Origin of the sequence: Deinococcus taeanensis (genome assembly GCF_020229735.1) — a bacterium.
In the GTDB taxonomy this organism is placed as follows: domain Bacteria; phylum Deinococcota; class Deinococci; order Deinococcales; family Deinococcaceae; genus Deinococcus; species Deinococcus taeanensis.
Genome location: NZ_CP083459.1, coordinates 350,416 through 369,241 on the forward strand (window position 1 = coordinate 350,416; position 18,826 = coordinate 369,241).

The 18,826-nt window shown below is 63.9% G+C and carries 9 protein-coding genes and 1 pseudogene; 6 read left to right on the forward strand and 4 right to left on the reverse strand.

The window, feature by feature from the left end:
* Positions 1 to 1,178 precede the first annotated feature (1,178 nt).
* Entirely contained in the window at positions 1,179 to 2,699 is a 1,521-nt protein-coding gene (locus LAJ19_RS21875; RefSeq protein ID WP_285892315.1) for a sensor domain-containing diguanylate cyclase, read from the forward strand.
* A gap of 720 nt (positions 2,700 to 3,419) precedes the next feature.
* Entirely contained in the window at positions 3,420 to 3,602 is a 183-nt protein-coding gene (locus tag LAJ19_RS21215; RefSeq protein WP_225524638.1) for a hypothetical protein, read from the forward strand.
* Between the two features lie 184 nt (positions 3,603 to 3,786).
* Here LAJ19_RS21215 and LAJ19_RS21220 read toward each other — a convergent pair whose 3' ends face one another.
* The 4 genes and pseudogenes from LAJ19_RS21220 to LAJ19_RS21230 all read right to left on the reverse strand — a co-directional run bounded on the left by LAJ19_RS21220 (position 3,787) and on the right by LAJ19_RS21230 (position 13,216).
* Positions 3,787 to 6,540 carry a PAS domain S-box protein gene (locus LAJ19_RS21220; RefSeq protein WP_225524646.1) on the reverse strand — a complete coding sequence of 918 codons (2,754 nt, stop codon included), beginning with the start codon at positions 6,538 to 6,540 and terminating at the stop codon, positions 3,787 to 3,789.
* 470 nt (positions 6,541 to 7,010) lie between these two features.
* Complete coding sequence (locus LAJ19_RS21225; RefSeq protein WP_225524648.1) at positions 7,011 to 8,126, reverse strand: GGDEF domain-containing protein; 1,116 nt, start codon at positions 8,124 to 8,126, stop codon at positions 7,011 to 7,013.
* A 196-nt stretch (positions 8,127 to 8,322) separates the two neighbouring features.
* A pseudogene (locus LAJ19_RS22245) lies at positions 8,323 to 9,422 on the reverse strand (IS3 family transposase).
* Positions 9,423 to 9,610: 188 nt separating this feature from the next.
* Positions 9,611 to 13,216: a GAF domain-containing protein gene (locus tag LAJ19_RS21230; protein WP_225524650.1), complete on the reverse strand. Its 3,606-nt coding sequence runs from the start codon at positions 13,214 to 13,216 to the stop codon at positions 9,611 to 9,613.
* Between the two features lie 809 nt (positions 13,217 to 14,025).
* Here LAJ19_RS21230 and LAJ19_RS21235 point away from each other — a divergent pair.
* The 4 genes from LAJ19_RS21235 to LAJ19_RS21250 all read left to right on the forward strand — a co-directional run bounded on the left by LAJ19_RS21235 (position 14,026) and on the right by LAJ19_RS21250 (position 18,780).
* Positions 14,026 to 14,268 carry a hypothetical protein gene (locus tag LAJ19_RS21235; protein WP_225524653.1) on the forward strand — a complete coding sequence of 81 codons (243 nt, stop codon included), beginning with the start codon at positions 14,026 to 14,028 and terminating at the stop codon, positions 14,266 to 14,268.
* A gap of 781 nt (positions 14,269 to 15,049) precedes the next feature.
* Complete coding sequence (locus tag LAJ19_RS21240) at positions 15,050 to 15,571, forward strand: endonuclease V (RefSeq protein ID WP_225524655.1); 522 nt, start codon at positions 15,050 to 15,052, stop codon at positions 15,569 to 15,571.
* A gap of 1,033 nt (positions 15,572 to 16,604) precedes the next feature.
* Positions 16,605 to 17,324 (forward strand): FadR/GntR family transcriptional regulator, encoded by a 720-nt coding sequence (locus LAJ19_RS21245; RefSeq protein ID WP_225524656.1) that lies wholly within the window; start codon positions 16,605 to 16,607, stop codon positions 17,322 to 17,324.
* Positions 17,317 to 18,780 (forward strand): ABC transporter substrate-binding protein, encoded by a 1,464-nt coding sequence (locus tag LAJ19_RS21250; RefSeq protein WP_225524658.1) that lies wholly within the window; start codon positions 17,317 to 17,319, stop codon positions 18,778 to 18,780. Before LAJ19_RS21245 ends, LAJ19_RS21250 begins: the two co-directional genes overlap by 8 nt.
* The last annotated feature ends 46 nt before the right edge of the window (positions 18,781 to 18,826 follow it).

The window sequence follows — 18,826 nt, forward strand, 5'->3', positions numbered from 1 at the left end:
AACTGCCCAGGGCCTGCGCCGCGGACCAGCTGGGAACTACCGGCAACTCCCTTCAGGGCGGGCGCCCGCTCAGACCGTGAGGTTTCATGCCAGGCGCTGAGAGGGGGGACATGCCCGGGGCCATCGGCGGAGGCCACAGAATGCAGGTCCCTCGAAGGGCACAGACCAGGCAAGGGAAGGTCAGTGAGGACCTGGGCTGCCGCAGGCACGAAGGCCTGAGCCGCCTCAGTCTGTTCAGGAACCTGCTTTGAACAAACGAAGCAGGACAGCAGAACTGGAGATTGACCACCTAACGTTCCTGCGCGGGCGACCGTTCCCCCCCCGTGTCCATGGCGCGCCGCAGAACCCTGGGCTTTCAGGCGAACTCCCGCACAGCAAAAGGCCCTGGGCTCTTGAGGCACGGTCATCAGGCCCACACTCGACAGACATACTCCTGGCAGCCTCGCGTGCCGTCGCCCTGTCGTGCGCCCCACGGGCCTTCTGGGCGGCCTTCAGGAGGCGCTCGCCTTCCTGGACGGAGGGTGGCACCGGACGTTCCTGAATCCGGAGGCTGATACCCCGCCCGCGCAACCTGCCGTGCACCAGCTGGGACGTGACATTCAGAAAGCCATGCGCGAACGTGGCCCTGAGCGTGGAGGCTCGCCCGTTGTCTTACCGGTCGGCGGGATCCACAACGCCCTGGAGAAGCAATCTCGGCGTGTCGACCAGGATGAGGCACTTACCATCGGTGTCCGTCATGACGATCAAATCAGCGGACCTCAGTGACTTCCGTCTTTTTCGCCGTCTGACTGGCCGCGCTGCCTCCTGTGAGTCGCGCATCCCCAGTCGTGATGCAAGGCATAGACCGTGATGCAGCGCGGGCAAACGGAGGGGAAGCAATCGCCACACAGCCTGTCCTCAAGCCATCCAGCGTAAGGTTCACGGGCACACGTGCGAAATGAATGCGCCTGCACCTGGTCTGCCCGCAATCAGGCAACAATGGGCAGGGAGTGCCAGGCCGTCCCTGCTCAGGGAGCGTCAAGCGGTCGGCCGTGTCCGGCGCGCCTCACAGGCGAATGAAAAGTGCGTCCAGAACCGTATTCAGGCGCGAACACATGCACTTGAGTGAAGGATCATGGTCATTTCAGGTTGTGCCCCCGGGTAAGTGCCCTGTCAGAGGCAGGCCGCTAGGCTGAGGCGTGTCCGGTGCTCCCCTCCCTCACGAAGAATCCCGCCGCCTCCTTGACCTGGCGCGGTACCAGATTCTTGACAGTGCTCCGGAGGTCGATTTTGACCGGATAACCCGCCTTGCCGCCAGGGTCCTGAACGTCCCGGTGGCCGTCCTGAACCTGATTGATCAGCACCGGCAGTGGGGCAAAGCGGTCTTTGGCCTGGACGACTCGACCGCGCCCCGGGCCGACTCCTTCTGCGCCTGGACGATCCTGGGGGATGACCCATTCGTCGTTGACAGCGCCCCGCACGATCCCCGCTTCCAGAACAACCCCATGGTCACGGGGACGCCACACATTCACATGTACGCGGGTGTTCCCCTGATCACCCCGGCCGGGCACCGGATCGGCTCTCTGTGCGTTACCGACTCCGAACCTCATCCTCTGGCACCGGAGGATGTGCAGGCGCTCTCTGATCTCGCGGCGCTTGCCATGCAGACGCTGGAACTGCGCCGGCAGACCCTGGAGGCGCAGCAGAATATGGTGGCGCAGCAGCAGGAAGCCCTGGAACTGCGCCGCACCCTGGACCAGGCGCGCATTCTCGATGCGGTCAACCGTCTCGTGGAGCTCGACTTTGATCCTGTGGCGGCGCCCCTGGCCGCTGCGAGCCTGTTGAGTGAAGCGCTGGAGACGGACTACACCGCCCTGTTGCACTGGACGGGTGACACGTACCGGGTAGAGGGGGCACACCACCGGCCCGGCGCCCCAGCAGAACTCCTGGCTTTGAAGGGGGGCCTCCCGGCCCTGGGCGGAGTCTCAGCGACCCTGCGTGATCTGAAGGGGCCGTTGTCACTCAACCGGTATGCCAGTCATCCCGCGGCCATCCCGGAGTTGGTGACCCTGGGGGTCACGCAGGTCACCTGGATGCCCCTTGGTCAAACGTCGTCGGGGCCCTTGTTGCTCATGACGTTGAGGCTGCGGGACAATCCTGTGACGGCGTGGCGCCCAGGGGATCAGGCGCTGCTCGCGGCGGTCGGCCGGACCATTCGCTACGCGGTGGAACGGCACACGGCGCTGCAAGTGGTCCGGAGGGAAGCGAGGCGCGACGCGCTGACCGGCCTGTACAACCGCCGGGCCTTTGAAGAGGACCTGACTGAGCGCGAAGGCGCCGGCGCCGGGTTTACGCTTGCGTTGATTGACCTCGATGGCCTGAAAGGTGTGAATGACTCCGAAGGCCACGCCCAGGGTGACCGGCTCCTGCAGGTATTCGGAACGGCACTGGGAACTCAGGGCGCAGAGCACTGCGCGGCCTATCGCTTGGGAGGGGATGAGTTTGCGCTCCTGCTGCCTGAACAGAGCGAGGACGAACTGCTCAGATGGGTGCACGTGGCCATAGGGGCGGCGCGTCGGGTGAGCTTGAGGCACACGGGGGCGAGTACGGGGGTCGCGCACTCGCATGAAGCCCGGGGGCAGGCGCTGGTGGCCCTGGCCGACGGGCGCATGTATGAGGCCAAGCGGCGCAAGGTCAGAGAAGCCCAGAATATTCGCTAAGGCCTGAACACTGCCCGCTGACACGCCCCCGACCACCGCCGGACCGGGCCTTTCCGGAGGTGAAGGAGGACCAGTCGTAGAGGGTGTGCGGCCAGCGCGAAGATTCAAACCGTGGCAGAGACGGTCCTCCTGCCGGGGCGGCGGCTGGGCGTAACGGTGACAGGGGAGGACGCGCGGACGGAAGACCAGTGCGCGCACTTCCGGAAGCTGGCGACAGGGAACTACTAACCATCCTGTGCCGCTGCCCGGTTGCTTTCAGGCGTCTGCGGGGTCACCCCGGAACTGAAGCTGGAGACGCGCCTGGAAGGCAGGTTGACCGGCCGTAAAGAAGGACTCACCCGTTAGGCGCGTCCGGGGATCCAGGGGCAACTCACACCTGTGCCCCCGTGTGCGCGGATCGGTGGCGCCGGCTGGGTATCATCTCAGGCAAGTCAGGGGTCCACCTTCCGCTTTGACGGAGGCCCACGAGCAGGTCCGGAACGGCGCACATGATCCGAAAAACGTGCCCATCGTGAAGTTCGGCAGGACAGCGCTTTTCAGCAGTCTGCCGCTGCTCTCTTCAAAGTCCCGCTCGGTCCAGCCTCCAAACCGGTATGAAGATCGAGCTCACGGTTTGCACAGCCGCACAGAGCCTCTGGTGACTGTGCCAAGCGACAGCGATCTGAAGATTGCTCACCTTTCTGCCACATGAAATCAAGGGCACGGGCCTAAGCTGAAGTCATGGCCGACTACATCATGAAGAGTGGGCGTCACCAGCGAATCCTGGAATGGGACGAAGTGGAGCTTCCAGCCGCTGCGCCGGCCGTGCAGGAAAAAGGACGTCCGCCGCAGGAGTCGCCCAGGGAGAAGTCCCTGGGTCGCCAGTGGCTTGAGCGCGTCACAGGCAAATCTCGCGGCGGCTGAGCCCGGACCTTCAGAACCTCAGGGCAACCGGGTGCCTCACCAAGAAACACCTATCTGCGGTGTCTGTGCCTGAACCTCGCGTGGGGGATGGGAGCTGGCTTCTCCCGCCACTGCCATGCGACCTGATGGTCCGCAAAGACTTTCCCTGCCGGGTAGGGCATGCCCATCTCACCGTCGCCTTCGCTCAGGAGGCGAAGCGGGTGGACAGCATCTCCCGCATCAGGCGCACGAAGACCTCAGCGACCTGCGGGTCGAAGTGGGTGCCGCCCGTGCGTTCAATCTCCGCCAGTGCCTCCTGGGGTGACCAGGCCCGCTTGTAGGGCCGTTCGGTCGTCAGTGCGTCGTACACATCCACCACGGCGAAGATCCGGGCACACAGTGGAATGTCGGTGCCTGACAGACCTGCGGGGTACCCGCTGCCATTCCATTTCTCGTGGTGGTGAAGCACCAGTTCCAGCGTGACCGGCGGGAGCGTCGGAATGGACGCGAGCATCTCGTACCCGATGATGGGATGACGTTTGATGACGTCAAATTCCTCGTCGGTGAGCTTCCCGGGCTTGAGGAGGATGGCGTCGGGGATGGCGACCTTGCCGGTGTCGTGCAGGTACGCTCCCCAGCGCAGGGCGTCCTGGTCGATGTCCTTGATGTCCAGAGCTGCCGAGAGCTTCAGGGTCAGGTCGACCACCCGGTCCGTGTGTCCTTTCGTTTCATAATCGCGGTACTCGAGGGCCAGGCCGAGCGCCCGCAGCGTTTCTTCACGAGAGGTGTTGAGCTGGGCCAGGTGATACAGCCGGTCCAGTGCGTGGCTGAGCCGTGCGGCGACCCCATTAAGCAACTGGCGCGACTCGGCGGAGATGACGGTGTCGTGATCGGTGCCAAAGGCCAGCACGTGGGCCAGTTGCCCATGCCTGGTGATCGGCAGCAGTGCCAGGGTTGTCCATGACGACCGGGGCAGGCTTTCCGGAGGTTCCAGAATGCTCTGGTCTGCTTCCACAAAGAACGGCTGGTGCCGGCCCAACACCCGCTGCAGGACGGGCGCAAAAGGAAAGGCCCGCAGTTCCTGGACGTCGTGAGAGGTCCACATGCAGGGCGAGCCGACCTGCGGGCCAAGCGACGGTGTCTCTCCAGTGAAATTGAAGGCCTGAGCGTACTCGAAACCCGTCAGCCGCAGGCTCTGCTCCAACGCCTCAAGGACCAGGGCGTCTGGCGAGTCCAGGGTTTCCAGGGACGTGGAGAAGTCCAGCAGGTTCCGGTAGCGGTGCACCTGCGCCTGAAGTTCAAGTTCGGCCGCCTTGCGCTGCTCAATGTTCCGCATGGTGCCCTGAAAGGACGTGATCCGCCCGGCTTCATCCCGCACGGCTTTGAACGAGGACTCCACCCAGACGTACTCGCCGTCTTTGCGTTGTACCCGGTACTCCTGGCGTTCCTGCTCGAATTCGTGGGTGAAGCGGCGCGAGAAGGCGTGCTGGAGGCGCGGCAGATCAAGTTCATGAACGAAGCGCAGAGGGTCAGGGTGCAGCAGTTCGGCTGGCTCGTAGCCCAGCAGGTCCCGGGACGAGGGAGACGCGTACGTCACCGTACCGTCGAGGTCGTATTGGCACACCAGATCAGTGGCGTTCTGGGCCAGCAGACGGAAGTTCCGTTCACTCTCCTCCAGGGCACGCAGGGCTTCACGGTGGGCTTCGTCCGCCTGGATCCGGGCAGTAACGTCGCGGGAATTGACGAACACCCGCTGAACGGCGTCCCCGTGCCTGAAATTCACGGCAATGGCTTCCAGCCACACCCAGTGGCCCTCACGGTGCCGGAAACGGAAGGTCACCGTCACTGACTCCTGCTGGGTGGACAGCTGGGTCAGGCTGTGCCAGACCGCGGGGTGATCGTCCGGGTGAATCAGCCCAAGTGCCTGCTGTCCGACCAGTTCATTGGGAGCGTACCCCAGGATGCCAGTAATGGACCCACTTTCGTACTGGATGACGGCGTGCTCGTCGAGCAGCGTGATGATGTCAGAGCTGTGACGGGTGACGGCCGCGTGCCAGCGCTGCTGATGAAGGAGCTCCTGTTGCAGGTGAACGCGTTCAAGCGCTGCGGCGCCCTGGTCGGCCACCATCTGCAGGAAAGTGCAGTCCTCTGGCGTGAACGTCCGGTCGCAGGAGACTGTCAGCGCGCCGGTCACGCGTTCCCCGATCACGAGAGGCAGGACCGCCGCATTCTGGTTCCTGCGGGCGGGCGCCTCCTGCAGCTGGGGAAGGAGGGGGTGAAGGGTATTCTTCTCAAGAAAGAGAGCACGGTTGTCACAGACAGCGTCGGTGATGGGCGTTTCGAGACTGAGTGAGAGCGACGTCGCGGGTGGGGCCGCTTCCTGCGTGCAACCGATGTGACCGATCAGGTGCAGGCGCTTGGCGTCTGCATCAAGCTGGTGGAGACTTCCGGCCGAGGCGCGTGTGGTCCCGACGGCGGCGTTGAGAACAGCCTGAGCAATTTCGTGGGGGGTGAGGAGGGCGGGCAGAGCGCGGCCCAGGTGACGAAGAGCGTCCCGGTGGGCGTCCTGGTCGGTGGTCACGGGCGAGAGGTGGAGAAGCGCCGCGCCGACGTTGGGGTCCTGCAGGAAGTTCGTGGCCCGGCCGCTCAGAAGCCTCCAGGCTCCCTCCGCATCACGGGCCCGGACAGGGGGAATTTCCGATGTGGCCTGAGAGCGCAGACCGGCGAGGACAGTGACGACCACCGAACGGTCCTCCGGATGAATCCAGTCCAGGACGCCCGGCTCGAGTGCCCTGCCGTGACCGCCGAGCCACCGGGCGGCGGCCTCGTTGATCGAGCGGACATGCCACTGGTGGTCCAGCAGGAAGCAAAGTTCAGGTGAAGACGCGACAAGGGTGCGCACGAATTCAAATCCGGCGGGGAATTCAGAGGGGAGTACCGCTGGGATGAGGTGGGTCATACAGTGAACTCCGCAGCGTCGTACATCAGCTGCCTTGGAATGACCTGAGGCTAAAGGTTCTCTCTCCCATTTGTATGACGGGCCTGGACATGAACCTTCATTCCCTAAGTCGGGCCACCCTGTCTGCGGGCAGGGTGCGTAGGGACAACCCTTCAGCCGGGCGGACTGATACGTTGCCCTTCAGTTTCTTATGGCCATGATGCAGACTGGCGCTGGAACTCCTTCTCCAGGCTGTCGACAGGCGAGCCCATGCGTACCCCCCCGGTTGCTCCCTTGTGCGCCTACATCTGCCGCCTCCCCCGGTCGTTCTCGCTGGACCGACTTTCTGCAGTTGACCGGCGGGTTTGAAGAGCAGGCACGAAAATGCTTTCCCTGCTGGAGCGTGGGCTCAAGCACACAACACCGGGTCACCTCTCTTCTGCAGGCGGTGGGGTAGCGGCAGGTGGACCGCGCGTCCTCCGCCTGCTGCATTACGGCGGCCCTCCTCCCGTCAGGTTGCCAGGGCCAGCAGATGTGAGGTCGACCGCCGGCTGCAGGACAATTCTGTTCCGTCCGCTGTTTTTCGCGGTATACAGCAATGCATCCGCGGCGCGCATGATGGTGCGCGGATCTCCATTCACCTCGACCAGTCCGCCTGAAACAGTAACCGGCGTGTTCAGGCCCGTCCGGGCGCCCACACGGCTCTCGATGTTGCTCCGGACACGCTCGGCAACCCCCTGCGCCGCCTCCGGCAGGCAGGAGGACAGCAGCACCGCAAATTCCTCGCCCCCCAGGCGGTAGACCCGGTCTGACTCTCGCATGGTTTCCTGCACCACCTGAGCGGTCACTTTCAACACTTCGTCACCCATCTCGTGTCCGTAGGTGTCGTTCACGTATTTGAAGTGATCCAGATCCAGCAGCAGAATGTGCGTGGCTTGAGTAAAGTGGCTCAGATCCTCGTCGAATTTGCGGCGGTTGTAGAGTTGCGTCAGCGCATCGAGCTGCGCTAAAGCCTGATACCGCTCCGACTTCCCGACCACCTGAAAATGTGACCTCATCACCCAGGTGATGACGACAAGGACCACAGCATTCCCGATCACCTGCGTGAAGTAGATCAGGGCCACATTCTGCAAGCCCTCTCCTTCCGCGAGGGCCAGCAGAAACAAAGGGACTGAGGCTCCCGCGAACAACACCAGAGAATTCCGGAGTCCTTCGAGAAGCGTTGGAGGTCCTCGCTCCCGCCTGAACTTCCGGATGACCATCACCATGACGATCGTCAACAGCAGCATGAGCGCCTCGTAAGGCAGCACGGGATCAGCCCGCAGCACGTGAAACCCGATGATCGGCAGTGCGCTCAGCAGCGCCGCTGACAGGCCATTGCTGAATGTCAGTGCAGCAAGCGGCGCCGCACTTAGGTCCACATCAGTTCCTCCAACGGCAAGGGGAAATGAGCTGAGGGCAAGGGCGTGGATCACCGTCAGCACACCCCGCCACACGGGCGGGACCACTGTGTCGGCTTGTTTAAGAGTGACAAAGGTCAACGAGCGAAAAAACGCAAAGGTGACCGTGATGCAAAAATTGATGAACAATTGCTCAGGTCCCGGCATCCTTCCCCATGTCCATCCATGATGAGGAAGACCTGCTTACTCCCCTCTGACATGGCGGATCCTCCGGAGCCTTTACAAACCCATCACGCCCAAGCACCAGAGGTAGACCCCTCTGCCTGTCCGCAGCGCCTGAGTCTTGGTCAAATTAAGGGGTGGAGGCTGGCAGTGGGCCTGCTTCAGTTTTGCGTACTTCCGGTTACGCCACCTCGCGCGCCCTGAACTGCTCGAATTCTCCTGGGGTCTTGTCCCCCAAGGTCGAGTGCCGCTGTGGCCGGTTGTCTAACACCGCCACATCCTCGAAGCCCGGCAAGCGCCCGTCCTGGCGCGTGTGACACACATGATCCAGCAGCACTTCGCGCTTCAAGGTGGCAAAAAGCTCTCGACAAAAGCGCTGTCAAAGCAATCCCCCTGCTGACCTATACTCGGTGTACGGGCTGCCCCGGTCGCTGTGATGAATCTGCCCCAGCGGCGGTCGCCGCCGGCCGGAGGCCATCTTCAGCGCCGAGAGCGCCACATCGGTGGTGAGGCGTTCACCCACCACCAGCCGCGAGTGCAGATCAAGTCCGACCGCCAGGGACAGCCAGCTCGCTGTCGTCGGTCAAGGCGACAGGTCCACCGCCCACACCCTGTTGGGTGCGGACACTTTAAAGGTGCGGCGCACCAGGTCCTCGGCGGGCGGGTGAGTCAGGTCGGCCTGGGTGGATTTGTCCGTTCTGCGGACCTTCCCTAGCCGGCCCGCCTCATGGGTGAGGTGGGCTACCCGACGACGCGAGCAGGCCGTGCCCGCCGCCCGCACCTCGGCGTGGACCCGGGGACGCCAGAGCGTCCCGTGCGCTCGGTGTGGATGCGCTCGATCTCGCCCTTCAACTCGGCCTCTCTGGTTGTGCTCGTGCTGATCGGCCTTCTTCGCCAGGTGAGGTCCCCGCTCTTGGTCACACAAGCATGCGGCACATCACGTCGAGACGGAACTCGTCCCGGTGGCCTTCAGTCCATTCGAGGGCGCTCATGTGTTCTTGGCGAAGAAGGCCACCGCTTTTTTCAGGACATCACGTTCCTGCCGGGCAATGTCCAGTTCACGTTGCAGTCGCTTGCTTTCGGCCGGTTCGGGACGCAGTCCCTGGTTGCCGTGACCGGGACAAGCGGCAGTGGCGCGCCCCTCGAACGCCCGAATCCAGCGGTGTCAGGCCGAATCGCTGATGCCCAAGTTCTGGGCTGGAGGACGCTGCGGTGCAGCTCCTCGGCGAGCCGCACCGCCGCCTGCTTGAACTCTTTGCTGTACCGCTTTCGCTCTCCCATCCCCCACCTCGCTCTGATTCTCGAGGTGTTTCCTCAGCGACGCAAAAGCGAGGCACTTCCATGTACAGGACGAAGAACGGTGCCCGGAACACCGCCAGCGCCACGGTGGTGAGGACCGTACAGTAGGTCTTCCTCCGGGAGAACGGCGCCAGGGGCCGCCTTCACAAGGCGGAACTGGACCGGTGCATTCAGGAGGTCTTCAGCACCGGTAGTGTGATATGGAAGGTGCTGCCCCGGCCGGGTTCCGATTCCGCCCAGACGCGTCCACAGTGGTGTTCCACAATCTTCCGGACGATCGCCAGCCCCATGCCTGTGCCTTCGAACTGTTCGCGCAGATGAAGGCGCTGGAAGATCTGAAACACCCTCTCTGCGTACTGGGATTCAAACCCGATCCCGTTGTCCTGAACGCTCAGGTGCCACATATCGTCTTCACGGACGACACGCACATGAATTCTGGGTGGAACGCCTTCGCGGCGGAACTTCACGGCGTTGCCGATCAGGTTCTGAAACAGCTGTGTCAGCTCGGACAGGTTGCCAGCCACACTCGGAAGGCCATCGTGCGTCACCACTGCGCCGCTGTGTTCCAAGGCGGCGTGCAGGCGGTTGACTGCTTCATCCAGTGCTTCCGTCAGCGGGAGGACACTGTGCGGTTCACGAACGGCATTGAGCCTTGAGAACACCAGCAGATCGTCAATCAGCACCTTCATCCGCTCTGCGCCGCGGGCGATCAGCGTCAGGTACGTCCGGCCCCGCTCATCCAGCCCCTCACCGTAGCGCCGCTGAATCAGCTCAGAGAAACTGCTGATCGTCCGCAGCGGTTCCTGAAGGTCATGGCTGGCCACATACGCGAACTTCTCGAGTTCCGCGTTGCTCCGCTCCAGCTCCTCTGTCCGCTCCTTCAGCGCGCGGGCACTCTCAGCGGCTTCAAGGGCCAGCCCCAGGCTGCGCGCGACCGTTTCCAGGACTGCGCGGTCCATGGGTGTCCAGTGGCGCACCACGAACAGCCCCACACCGATCATGCCGTGCAGCTGGTCATTGACCAGAACGGGCAGCATAGCCACGGCACGAACGTGATTCACCACATCCTCGGCCGTATCTGCGCCGCGGGCATACTGATCCTGAAAAATGGCTTCCCCCGTCTGCCAGCACTGATCGAGAGTTTTCGCCTCACCGCGTGGCAACCCGGCCTCCACCACCTGCTGCAACTCCGGATGACCCAGCGGACCCACCTGCGACCGGCTGCGCCAGAGCTTCGCTTCCGGCTGCCAGTACAGCGTGTAGCCCTCCGGGAGAAGCGACATCAGAATCTCCTGCGCGCGCCTGACCAGGCTGAACGGGTCGACGTCAATGGTCAGGTCGCGCGTAAGCAGAGCAAAGGCCTCCAACGCTCTGGAGCGGGCGTCCAGAGCGTCACGCTGGGCCTCGATGTGACTGGTCTGCGCCGCGCGCTCCAGCGCCAGGGTAAAGCTGCGCCCGACCGCGCTGAACAGGGCTTTGTCGCGGCCTGTCCATTCGGGCGTTTCTTTCCGGCCGATCGACAGCAGGCCCCGGACGACGCCATCGACCATCAGGGGGTACGCCCCGACTGCGGCGTAGATTTCAGTCCGTTCAACACGTTCCCGCGCCGCGTCCCAGCCGTCAGCGAAGGAAGCGGCCCTGGCCGCAAGCGTCCGGGCAATCATCGGCGTATCGCTGGGCAACCCCGCCTGCAATGCCGTCAGGATCTCCGGCTGGAGGTCATCTGTCCATACCCGCAGTTTCCAGAGTGACTCGTCAGGTTCGTAGTAACCAATGGCGTCACCAGGGAATTTCGTGCGCAACACGGCAATGGCCTGCTGGGCAAGCGTGGGCACATCGGTCTCCGTCCCCACTGCCTCGGCAAAAGCGGCAAACGCGTCCAGGGCTCCGGCCTGCACTTCAAGTTCACGGGTCCGGTCCTGCACCCGGCGCTCAAGCTGGGCGTGGCTGTCCTGCAGCTGCCGGTAGAGCCTGGCGTTGTCCAGCGCCACTGCCGTTTGTGCCGCGAGGCCGACCATCAGCTGCTCAGCCCGTTCACTGAAGACGGCGGGCTCCGCATGCCCGAAAAACAATCCGCCCAGCACCTCACCCGAACGGGATTTGACCGGCACCGCAAGGTAGCTGCGCACCGGCAGATGTCCGGCAGGCATGCCATGGTACGGCGCGTTCTGCCCGTAGCGGGCGTCCTGGGTGATATCGTCCACCCGCACCACGCCCTCTCCTGCGAATGTCGGGCCGAAGACAGCAGTCTTTCTCGGCATGGGAAAGGCCGAGAAGGCTTCGCGAGGCACCCCCGAGAGGGTATACAGCGTGTAGTGCTCCTGCTGCTCGTTCACAACGTTGTAGAAAAAAGCCCCGAACTGCGCTCCGGTGAGTTCCACGCCCGCGTCCGTCACAGCCTGCACGAGCCTTTCCAGGTCAAGCTCAGCGGAAACCAGCTGGTTGACGCCGTTCAGGGTTTCCAGGACGTCCGCCTGCTCCCTTAAAATGACCTCCGTCTGCCGCCGCCTTTCCTGAGCCTGGCTTTCCGCGCGCAACAGGTACTCCCGTTCGAACGACACCTGCGCCAGACGGGTGGCCACGCTGAGCCACTGCTGCTCGGCCGGGTTCGGCTGGCGGGGCTCGCGCGCGTACACCCCGAGCACGCCCTGCACTTCCCCGGACTGATTGAGAATCGGAAACGCCCAGCTGGCGCGAAACCCATGAGCGAGCGCCAGATCGCGCTCTGCCACCCAGCAGGAATTTTCGCCGAGATCGGTCGCGTACACCGCTTCACCCTGCAGTACCGCTGCCGCACAGCAGCTGGCCCCGGGTCCAGGCCGGCCGCCGTCAAGCGCGGTCCTGTCTTCCCCGGCCAGACTGGGGGCCGCCATTAACACCAGTTGACCAGCTTCGGCGTCGTACCGGTGGATGCTGCACACGAGTCCGTGCTCCTGCTCCTCGACAAGGCGCGCAAGGCGGTCCATCACATCAGCGAGCGGCATTCCGGTCGCAATCTGCTCCAGGATCAGGGCCTGCCCGGCGATCAGGTCCTGCTGTCGCCGGCGTTGCGTGATATCACGGGAGACGGCCAGCAGGCGGTGCACCTGCCCGTCCTGCGCACGGATCGGACTGACCGTCACCTCCCAGTAGCGCAGCGCGCCCTTGCGGGTCCGCGCTGGGCCTTCAAACGTCGACGACCGTCCATCGCGCGCCGCCCGCACCGCCTGCTCAACCAGGAACCGCGCGTCGCCTTCCCAGAAGCTCGGCCAGAACGCCAGCTGGCAGCTGCTGAAATCGTCGACCTCCATGACACGCATCCCACCGGCATTCATGCTCAGGAGCTGGGCGTCCAGGTCTAGCACCTTGATGCAGTCACTGCTGCCGTCAATGATGCTCTGAAGCTGACTTAATTCGTCCTGCGCCGTCCGGTCCTTCAACTCCTGAATGTCCACTCCCGCGAGCACCCAGCCCTGGCGCTGTCCCTGATCGGCGAGCACCTGACCGCTCACCTGGAACCACCGGTACTGGCCATCCTGCCGGCGCAGGCGAAGCTCCTGTGGCTGCCCGGTGACTGCGCGCCGCAGCGCGTCATGGTCATCAGGATGAACGGCCGCTTCCAGCTGTCCGGCACGCAAATCATCCCGTGAGACGCCCAGATAGTCCCGCAGGGCCGCGTTCGCGTTCACCACATGTCCCTGGAGGTTCACCGTCCAGGTGGGGTGCGGGTGAAGAACAGAGGTGGTCGTCAGGTCATCCGGCCCACCCGCATTCACACCATTTTGAGAAGCTGACACCAGGGGATTGTAGAGGGAGCCACGCAGGCCCATGGGGACCTGATGAACACATCCATATCGGCCCACGCGAACGAGGAACACGTCTAAGTGTGGGAATACAGTATTCATGGCGATCTTCCCGCCGACCTCCTCTGGTACCCGCAGAGGAAGCGCAGGAAAAAGGCAGCGGGCTGTTCAGTGCCAGAACTCACGAAGGGCATCGGTGGGAAAGAGGGCAAAGAGTGGGCTGGCCCGCAGGATCTGGATCTCTTACCAGGACAGTGAATCAGGCGAAGGTGAGCGCTACGACGGTGGCCACCGCACCTGCATGTCAGCCTCCAGTGCAGTGAGCGGTCAGGAGATGAGGGAGTCCTGAGCTGATCACAACCCACTACAAAGAGCTAACCGAGTGCTTGGCTGTCTTTACGCGCTCAAACGTGATGAAGCTGACCTATTGATCACGGCGTAGCTTTGTATTGGTTACCACCGGACTTCAGGTGTCTGGGTGAGCTTGTTCGCCGACGGGGCTGGACGGGAGCAAGGCGAACCTGTGCCGTTATCAATAAGTGGGCCCTTCTTAGGAGGGGTCTCCTTGTTCCTGCAGAGAGGAAACCCGGCCTGGATGTACGGAGAACCTTGTCTTTATGAAAAATTTTTAAGTATTTGGTAAGTCGGCCTCCGCCAGTCTTCTTGTACCAGCGCGAGAAGCTCTGGCGAACCGACGCGATGAACTCTGTCCCGCAACCCGGGCACCTCGGACAGACGGAGCCACTGGTGCGCCCACCGACCATCGCCCGCTCCTCACCGGAGCACTCATTAAGGAGTCCACCATGAAACACCTTAAAGCTCTCGCCCTCCTCAGCCTGCTCACCATGTCCACTGCAGGCGCTGCGCCCTTTCTGTTCGACGGACCGGCCAACAGCCAGGCTTCCTGCGTCGGGCAGATCAGCTCCTTCATCGGCACCTACGACGGCCGGCTGAACGGCCAGATTCGCTCCTGGCTCGGTCAGGTCGGCTGGGCCGGCGAACTGACCCGCATGTTTGCCCACAGCGACTGCTCCATTCTGGACTGAGTCACGCTCTCCAGACAACGAGTGAGCCGAACATCAGAAGGGAGGCGGCCCGCGGGCCGCCTCCCTTCTGATGCCTTTAACGCATCCAAGTTGACCACCCAAAATGCCGGAGCCCGGCGAGTGCGTTCCGCCGCACCTGTGCACTGCTGAAATGCGTAAGACGTAACGCCTGGCAGGCCCAGCCACGCGCAACACTGAGCGTCGTGTCAGGCAAGCAGGGCGGGCGTGGGGCTCGTATCACCAGCCGACTGCATTGAAACCCTCACTTCGGCATACGGCCAACGCCGACTGTCGCGCGCTACCCGTGTTCCAGTCGCGGAGGCGTTCGGTCACGCGTCCCTCACCCCCGGCGGCATCAATACCAGAGTGCTGCAGGAGGGTCATGTCACGGGCTTGCCGTTCAGAACGCAAAGCGACTGCGGGAGGGCAAGCGGCCTGCTCCACGAAGAGGTGCCGCGTTTTGAAGGCCGCATGCGGGGAGTGACGACGCGGGCGAGCGTGAGGAGCGGCCCCTGTTCGATCCTGGCAACGGCCAGACCCCCCTGGGGGCCGCTTCCTACCCGCATGACGGTGTGACCAGCAAGTGCAGCCCGATCTGCCAAGATAACGGCATGATCAGGTCGTCTGGCCTTCTACGTCCTCCCCTGTCACCGGCACCCAGCAGAGCGCCGCTCACTCCACACGCTGGCTCATTTCTGAAGGAGCTGGTGCCACCTGACGAACAGGCCTCCGATCGGTTCCAGGCGCTTCACCTTGCGCTGTTGCCCGCCGGGGCATACGGGTGACCAGCACCGGCCCTGGACTGCGCCTCAAAGCCTGCGTCGACGTTGACTACCGTGAACAGGAAGCAGTTTCCGCCTGCCTTCTGTTTGAAACGTGGGCTGCCGGGCAACCCACCCGTACGCTCGTCGAGAGGGTCGCCCCAGTGGCGCCCTACGTTCCTGGATCGTTCTATCTCCGCGAACTTCCCTGCCTGCTCGCGCCGCTGCGGCAGGTGACGGCCCTTATTGATACGGTCATCGTGGACGGATACGTGTGGCTGGACCAGGAAGGGCGCCCTGGCCTCGGCGCACACCTGTATGACGCGCTTGAACAACAGTTGCCTGTCATTGGAGTGGCGAAGTCCGCCTTTCGCGGCGCGCCAGCCGTTGAAGTTCGCCGCGGCGACAGTACGCGGCCGTTGTACGTTACTGCGGCCGGCATGAATCCCCGGCAGGCCGCTGAACACATTCAGGAGATGCACGGCGCGCACCGCCTGCCATCCCTGCTGCGGCAGGTTGACCAGCTGTGCCGCAGGGCATAAGCCGCAGGGGCCAGCGTTCCAGAACCGCGCATGCCCAGAGCGGACACGCACCGGTCCCGAATGGTCTGAGTTCCGCCGTGGAGCTTGACTGAGCTTGACGACAGGACAGCGGGCCTGGCCGCGCCCGTCTGAAGGTCACGCCGACGAGCATGACTTTCTCGCCGGGCTGAACACTCAGGCCGAACACGCTGACTTCTGGGCCGCCCCCGACGGCAGGCTGGTCACCGAGAGCCAGCAGGGCAGATGAACAGGCAGGTACAGGATGCTGCTGGCACGGTTGACGGGGGGTTCATAATGCCGCCGTGTTGGCCGGGCGTGCCGTTCAGGAGGGTGAGTCCGGCGGGCGCCGCGCCGATAACGCGGATGATCGGCTGCACCGGCAGGCGCAGGCCGCTGAGGATCACGTGACCGTCTTCTCCGGGGTTAATGCGGGTTCAGTTGTGATGAACGGCGCGCCAGAATCCTGGATCTGGCCCTCGGGGCAGGCGCGGGTGGGAAGCACCAGGGTGCTGCCGGTCAGGGCGTGAGGTGCGAGCGGGGAGTCCGGTCCGTGGCGCAGGTCAGGTGGTCACGTGGCATGGAGAGTAAGGTCATGCAGTGTGCCTGCACTGGGCCGTGGGGCGCCTGAGAAACGCACCTTCACGCGCTGCTGGTTCGGTTCAATCCAGAGTGCGTCCAGGGCCTGGCCTGTGAGCTGCGTGAACCGCACGGTGGGTCCTGACTCGTTCCGCATTCCTGGCCAGGAGGGTGTGGTATCGGCAGGTCAAACGGAGCGGCGGGCGCAGCGCCAGGTGACGGGGAGGGAAAAAATCCGTTCAGGATGGCATCTGTAGCGGAAGTGTCAGGGTTGGGCGCTGTGGCTGGGACCAGGAACCTTTGGAGGCAGATCAGGGAAATCCTGGGTTGACTCTCAGGCGGCTAGACAAAGGCGTGAGGCGGGGAGGGCGCCGGCCTATCGTACCCATATCACCGCATTGGTCTGACCACCAGACCTTTCATTCTCTTCCTGTGCAGCCTGCCCCTGGAGGGTTCCTTGACATTGACTCCCGTCAAAAAGCAGAAACTGCCTGACAGCGTCGCCAACCGCCTGCTCGAGGTGGTCCGCAGCGGCGAACTCGGTCCCGGTGGCCGGCTCCCGGCCGAGCGTACCCTCGCCGCCCAGCTGGGCGTGTCGCGCGCCAGCCTCCGCAACGCCCTCTCCCGCCTGGAACTCATGGGCGTGCTTGAAGTCCGTCAGGGTGACGGCACGTTCATCCGCGCCGCCGACACGGAAACGCTCAGCCTGCCGTTCCAGGGACTGCTGCGCAGCCTGCCTCAGACCGCGCAGGACCTCCTGGAGTTCCGGCAGATTCTTGAACCCGAAGCGGCCGCTCTCGCCGCCATGCGCGCCACCAGTGAACAGATCGCCAGTCTCCGCACCTGCCTGGAGCAGCAGCACGTCACGGCCACGCGCGGCATGAAACTCTCCGAAGACGACCTGAAATTCCACGCGCTGATCGCCCAGATGGTCGGCAATACCGTCATCCTGCGCGTCCTGGAGACGCTGCAGCACCTCATGCAGCAACTGCGCACGCACACCCTCAAAGGTGACCGCCCCGAACTGACCCTCCAGGAACACATCCTCATCCTGACCGCCATCGAAGCGCGCGATCCTGCGGCGGCGCGCGCCGCCATGGCCGGTCACCTCGCAACTGTTGTCCGCACCGCTGCACAAGCCCCTCAAGGACCCTCTCAAGGAGAAGCCCATGCGTAAACATGCCCTACTGCTCACCCTGGCCCTGATGGGCGCCGCCGCCGCACAGACCGTCACCGTCGGTCTGGACGCCGATCCGCCCCGCCTCGACCCGGCCCTGTCCACCGCCCTGGTCGACCGTCAGGTGTTGAACCAGATCTTCGACAAACTCGTTGATCTCGACCAGAACCTCAAGATCGTGCCGGCACTCGCGAAATCCTGGAAGGTCACGAATGGCGGCCTGACCTACACCTTCACGCTGCGCACCGACGTGAAATTCCACGACGGCACGCCGTTCAACGCCGCGGCCGTGAAGTACACGCTTGAGCGCAACATGACCCTGGAAGGGTCCGGCCGGAAGAACGAACTCAGTTCGGTCAAGGAAGTCAAGGTCGTCAACCCGTCCACCGTGCAGATCACCCTCAAGCAGCCGTACGCGCCGCTGCTCGCCGTCCTGAGTGACCGCGCGGGGATGATCGTTTCTCCCACCGCGGCGCAGAAAGCCGGAGAGAACTTCCAGAACGCCCCGGTCGGCGCCGGCGCCTTCGAGTTCGTCAGCCGCAAACGGCAGGACAACATCACGCTCGCCGCGAACCCCAGCTACTGGGACGGCAAGCCGAAAATCGACAAGCTCGTCTACCGGCCCTTCCCGGACGGCGATGTCCGCGCGGCGAACCTGCTGTCCGGCGCCGTTCAGGTCATCACCCCCATAGATCCCAAAGACATCAGCAAGCTGGACAAGAACGCCAAGTTCGACGTCATGAACTACCCTGGCCTGGGCTTCCAGGGCATCTGGTTCAACGTCACCCGCGCGCCGTTCAATAGCAAAGCGGTCCGCCAGGCCGTCGCCGCCACCATCGACCGGGAGGCCGTGGCGAAAGTCGTGTTCTACGACACCGTCGTGCCCGCCGCGGGGCCCTTCCCGCCCGGCACGCCCGCTGCGTCCAAGACCGCCCAGCCCCCCAAGGCGAACGTCACCTTCGCCCGCCAGAAACTGGCCGGCAAACCGCTGACCTTCACGATGCTCACTGCGCCCGGCTCGGTGAACACCCAGCTCGCGCAGCTGTACCAGGCGATGTTCGCGCAGGCTGGCATCAACGCCAAGATCGAGCAGGTGGAATTCGGCACGCTGCTTGACCGCGCCGACCGGAAAGACTTCGACGCCCTGATGCTCGGCTGGAGCGGCCGCCCTGACCCGGACGGCAACATCTACGACTTCTTCGTGACCGGCGGCACGAACAACCAGGCCGGGTACAGCAACAAGGAAGTCGATGCGCTGCTCGCCCGCGCCCGCACGCAGACGAACCTGTCTTCCCGCGTCGCGACGTACAACGTCGCACTTGGCAAGATCCGCGAGGACAGCCCCTACATCTGGGTGTATCACCAGAGCAACCTGGTGGCCACCGTCAAGGGCCTGACCGGCCTTAAGCCCATCCCGGACGGCATTGTGCGCTTCAAGGACGCCGACCTCAAGTAACGCCGCGCTGAGCCGCGCGTGCCCAGTGCGGGCGCGCGCGGCGGCG

Excerpts from the sequence above, each read along its gene's own strand:
- LAJ19_RS21215 (WP_225524638.1), top strand. The coding sequence starts at position 3,420 with ATGGCCGACTACATCATGAAGAGTGGGCGTCACCAGCGAATCCTGGAA.
- LAJ19_RS21220 (WP_225524646.1), bottom strand. The coding sequence starts at position 6,540 with ATGACCCACCTCATCCCAGCGGTACTCCCCTCTGAATTCCCCGCCGGA.
- LAJ19_RS21225 (WP_225524648.1), bottom strand. The coding sequence starts at position 8,126 with ATGCCGGGACCTGAGCAATTGTTCATCAATTTTTGCATCACGGTCACC.
- LAJ19_RS21235 (WP_225524653.1), top strand. The coding sequence starts at position 14,026 with ATGAAACACCTTAAAGCTCTCGCCCTCCTCAGCCTGCTCACCATGTCC.
- LAJ19_RS21250 (WP_225524658.1), top strand. The coding sequence starts at position 17,317 with ATGCGTAAACATGCCCTACTGCTCACCCTGGCCCTGATGGGCGCCGCC.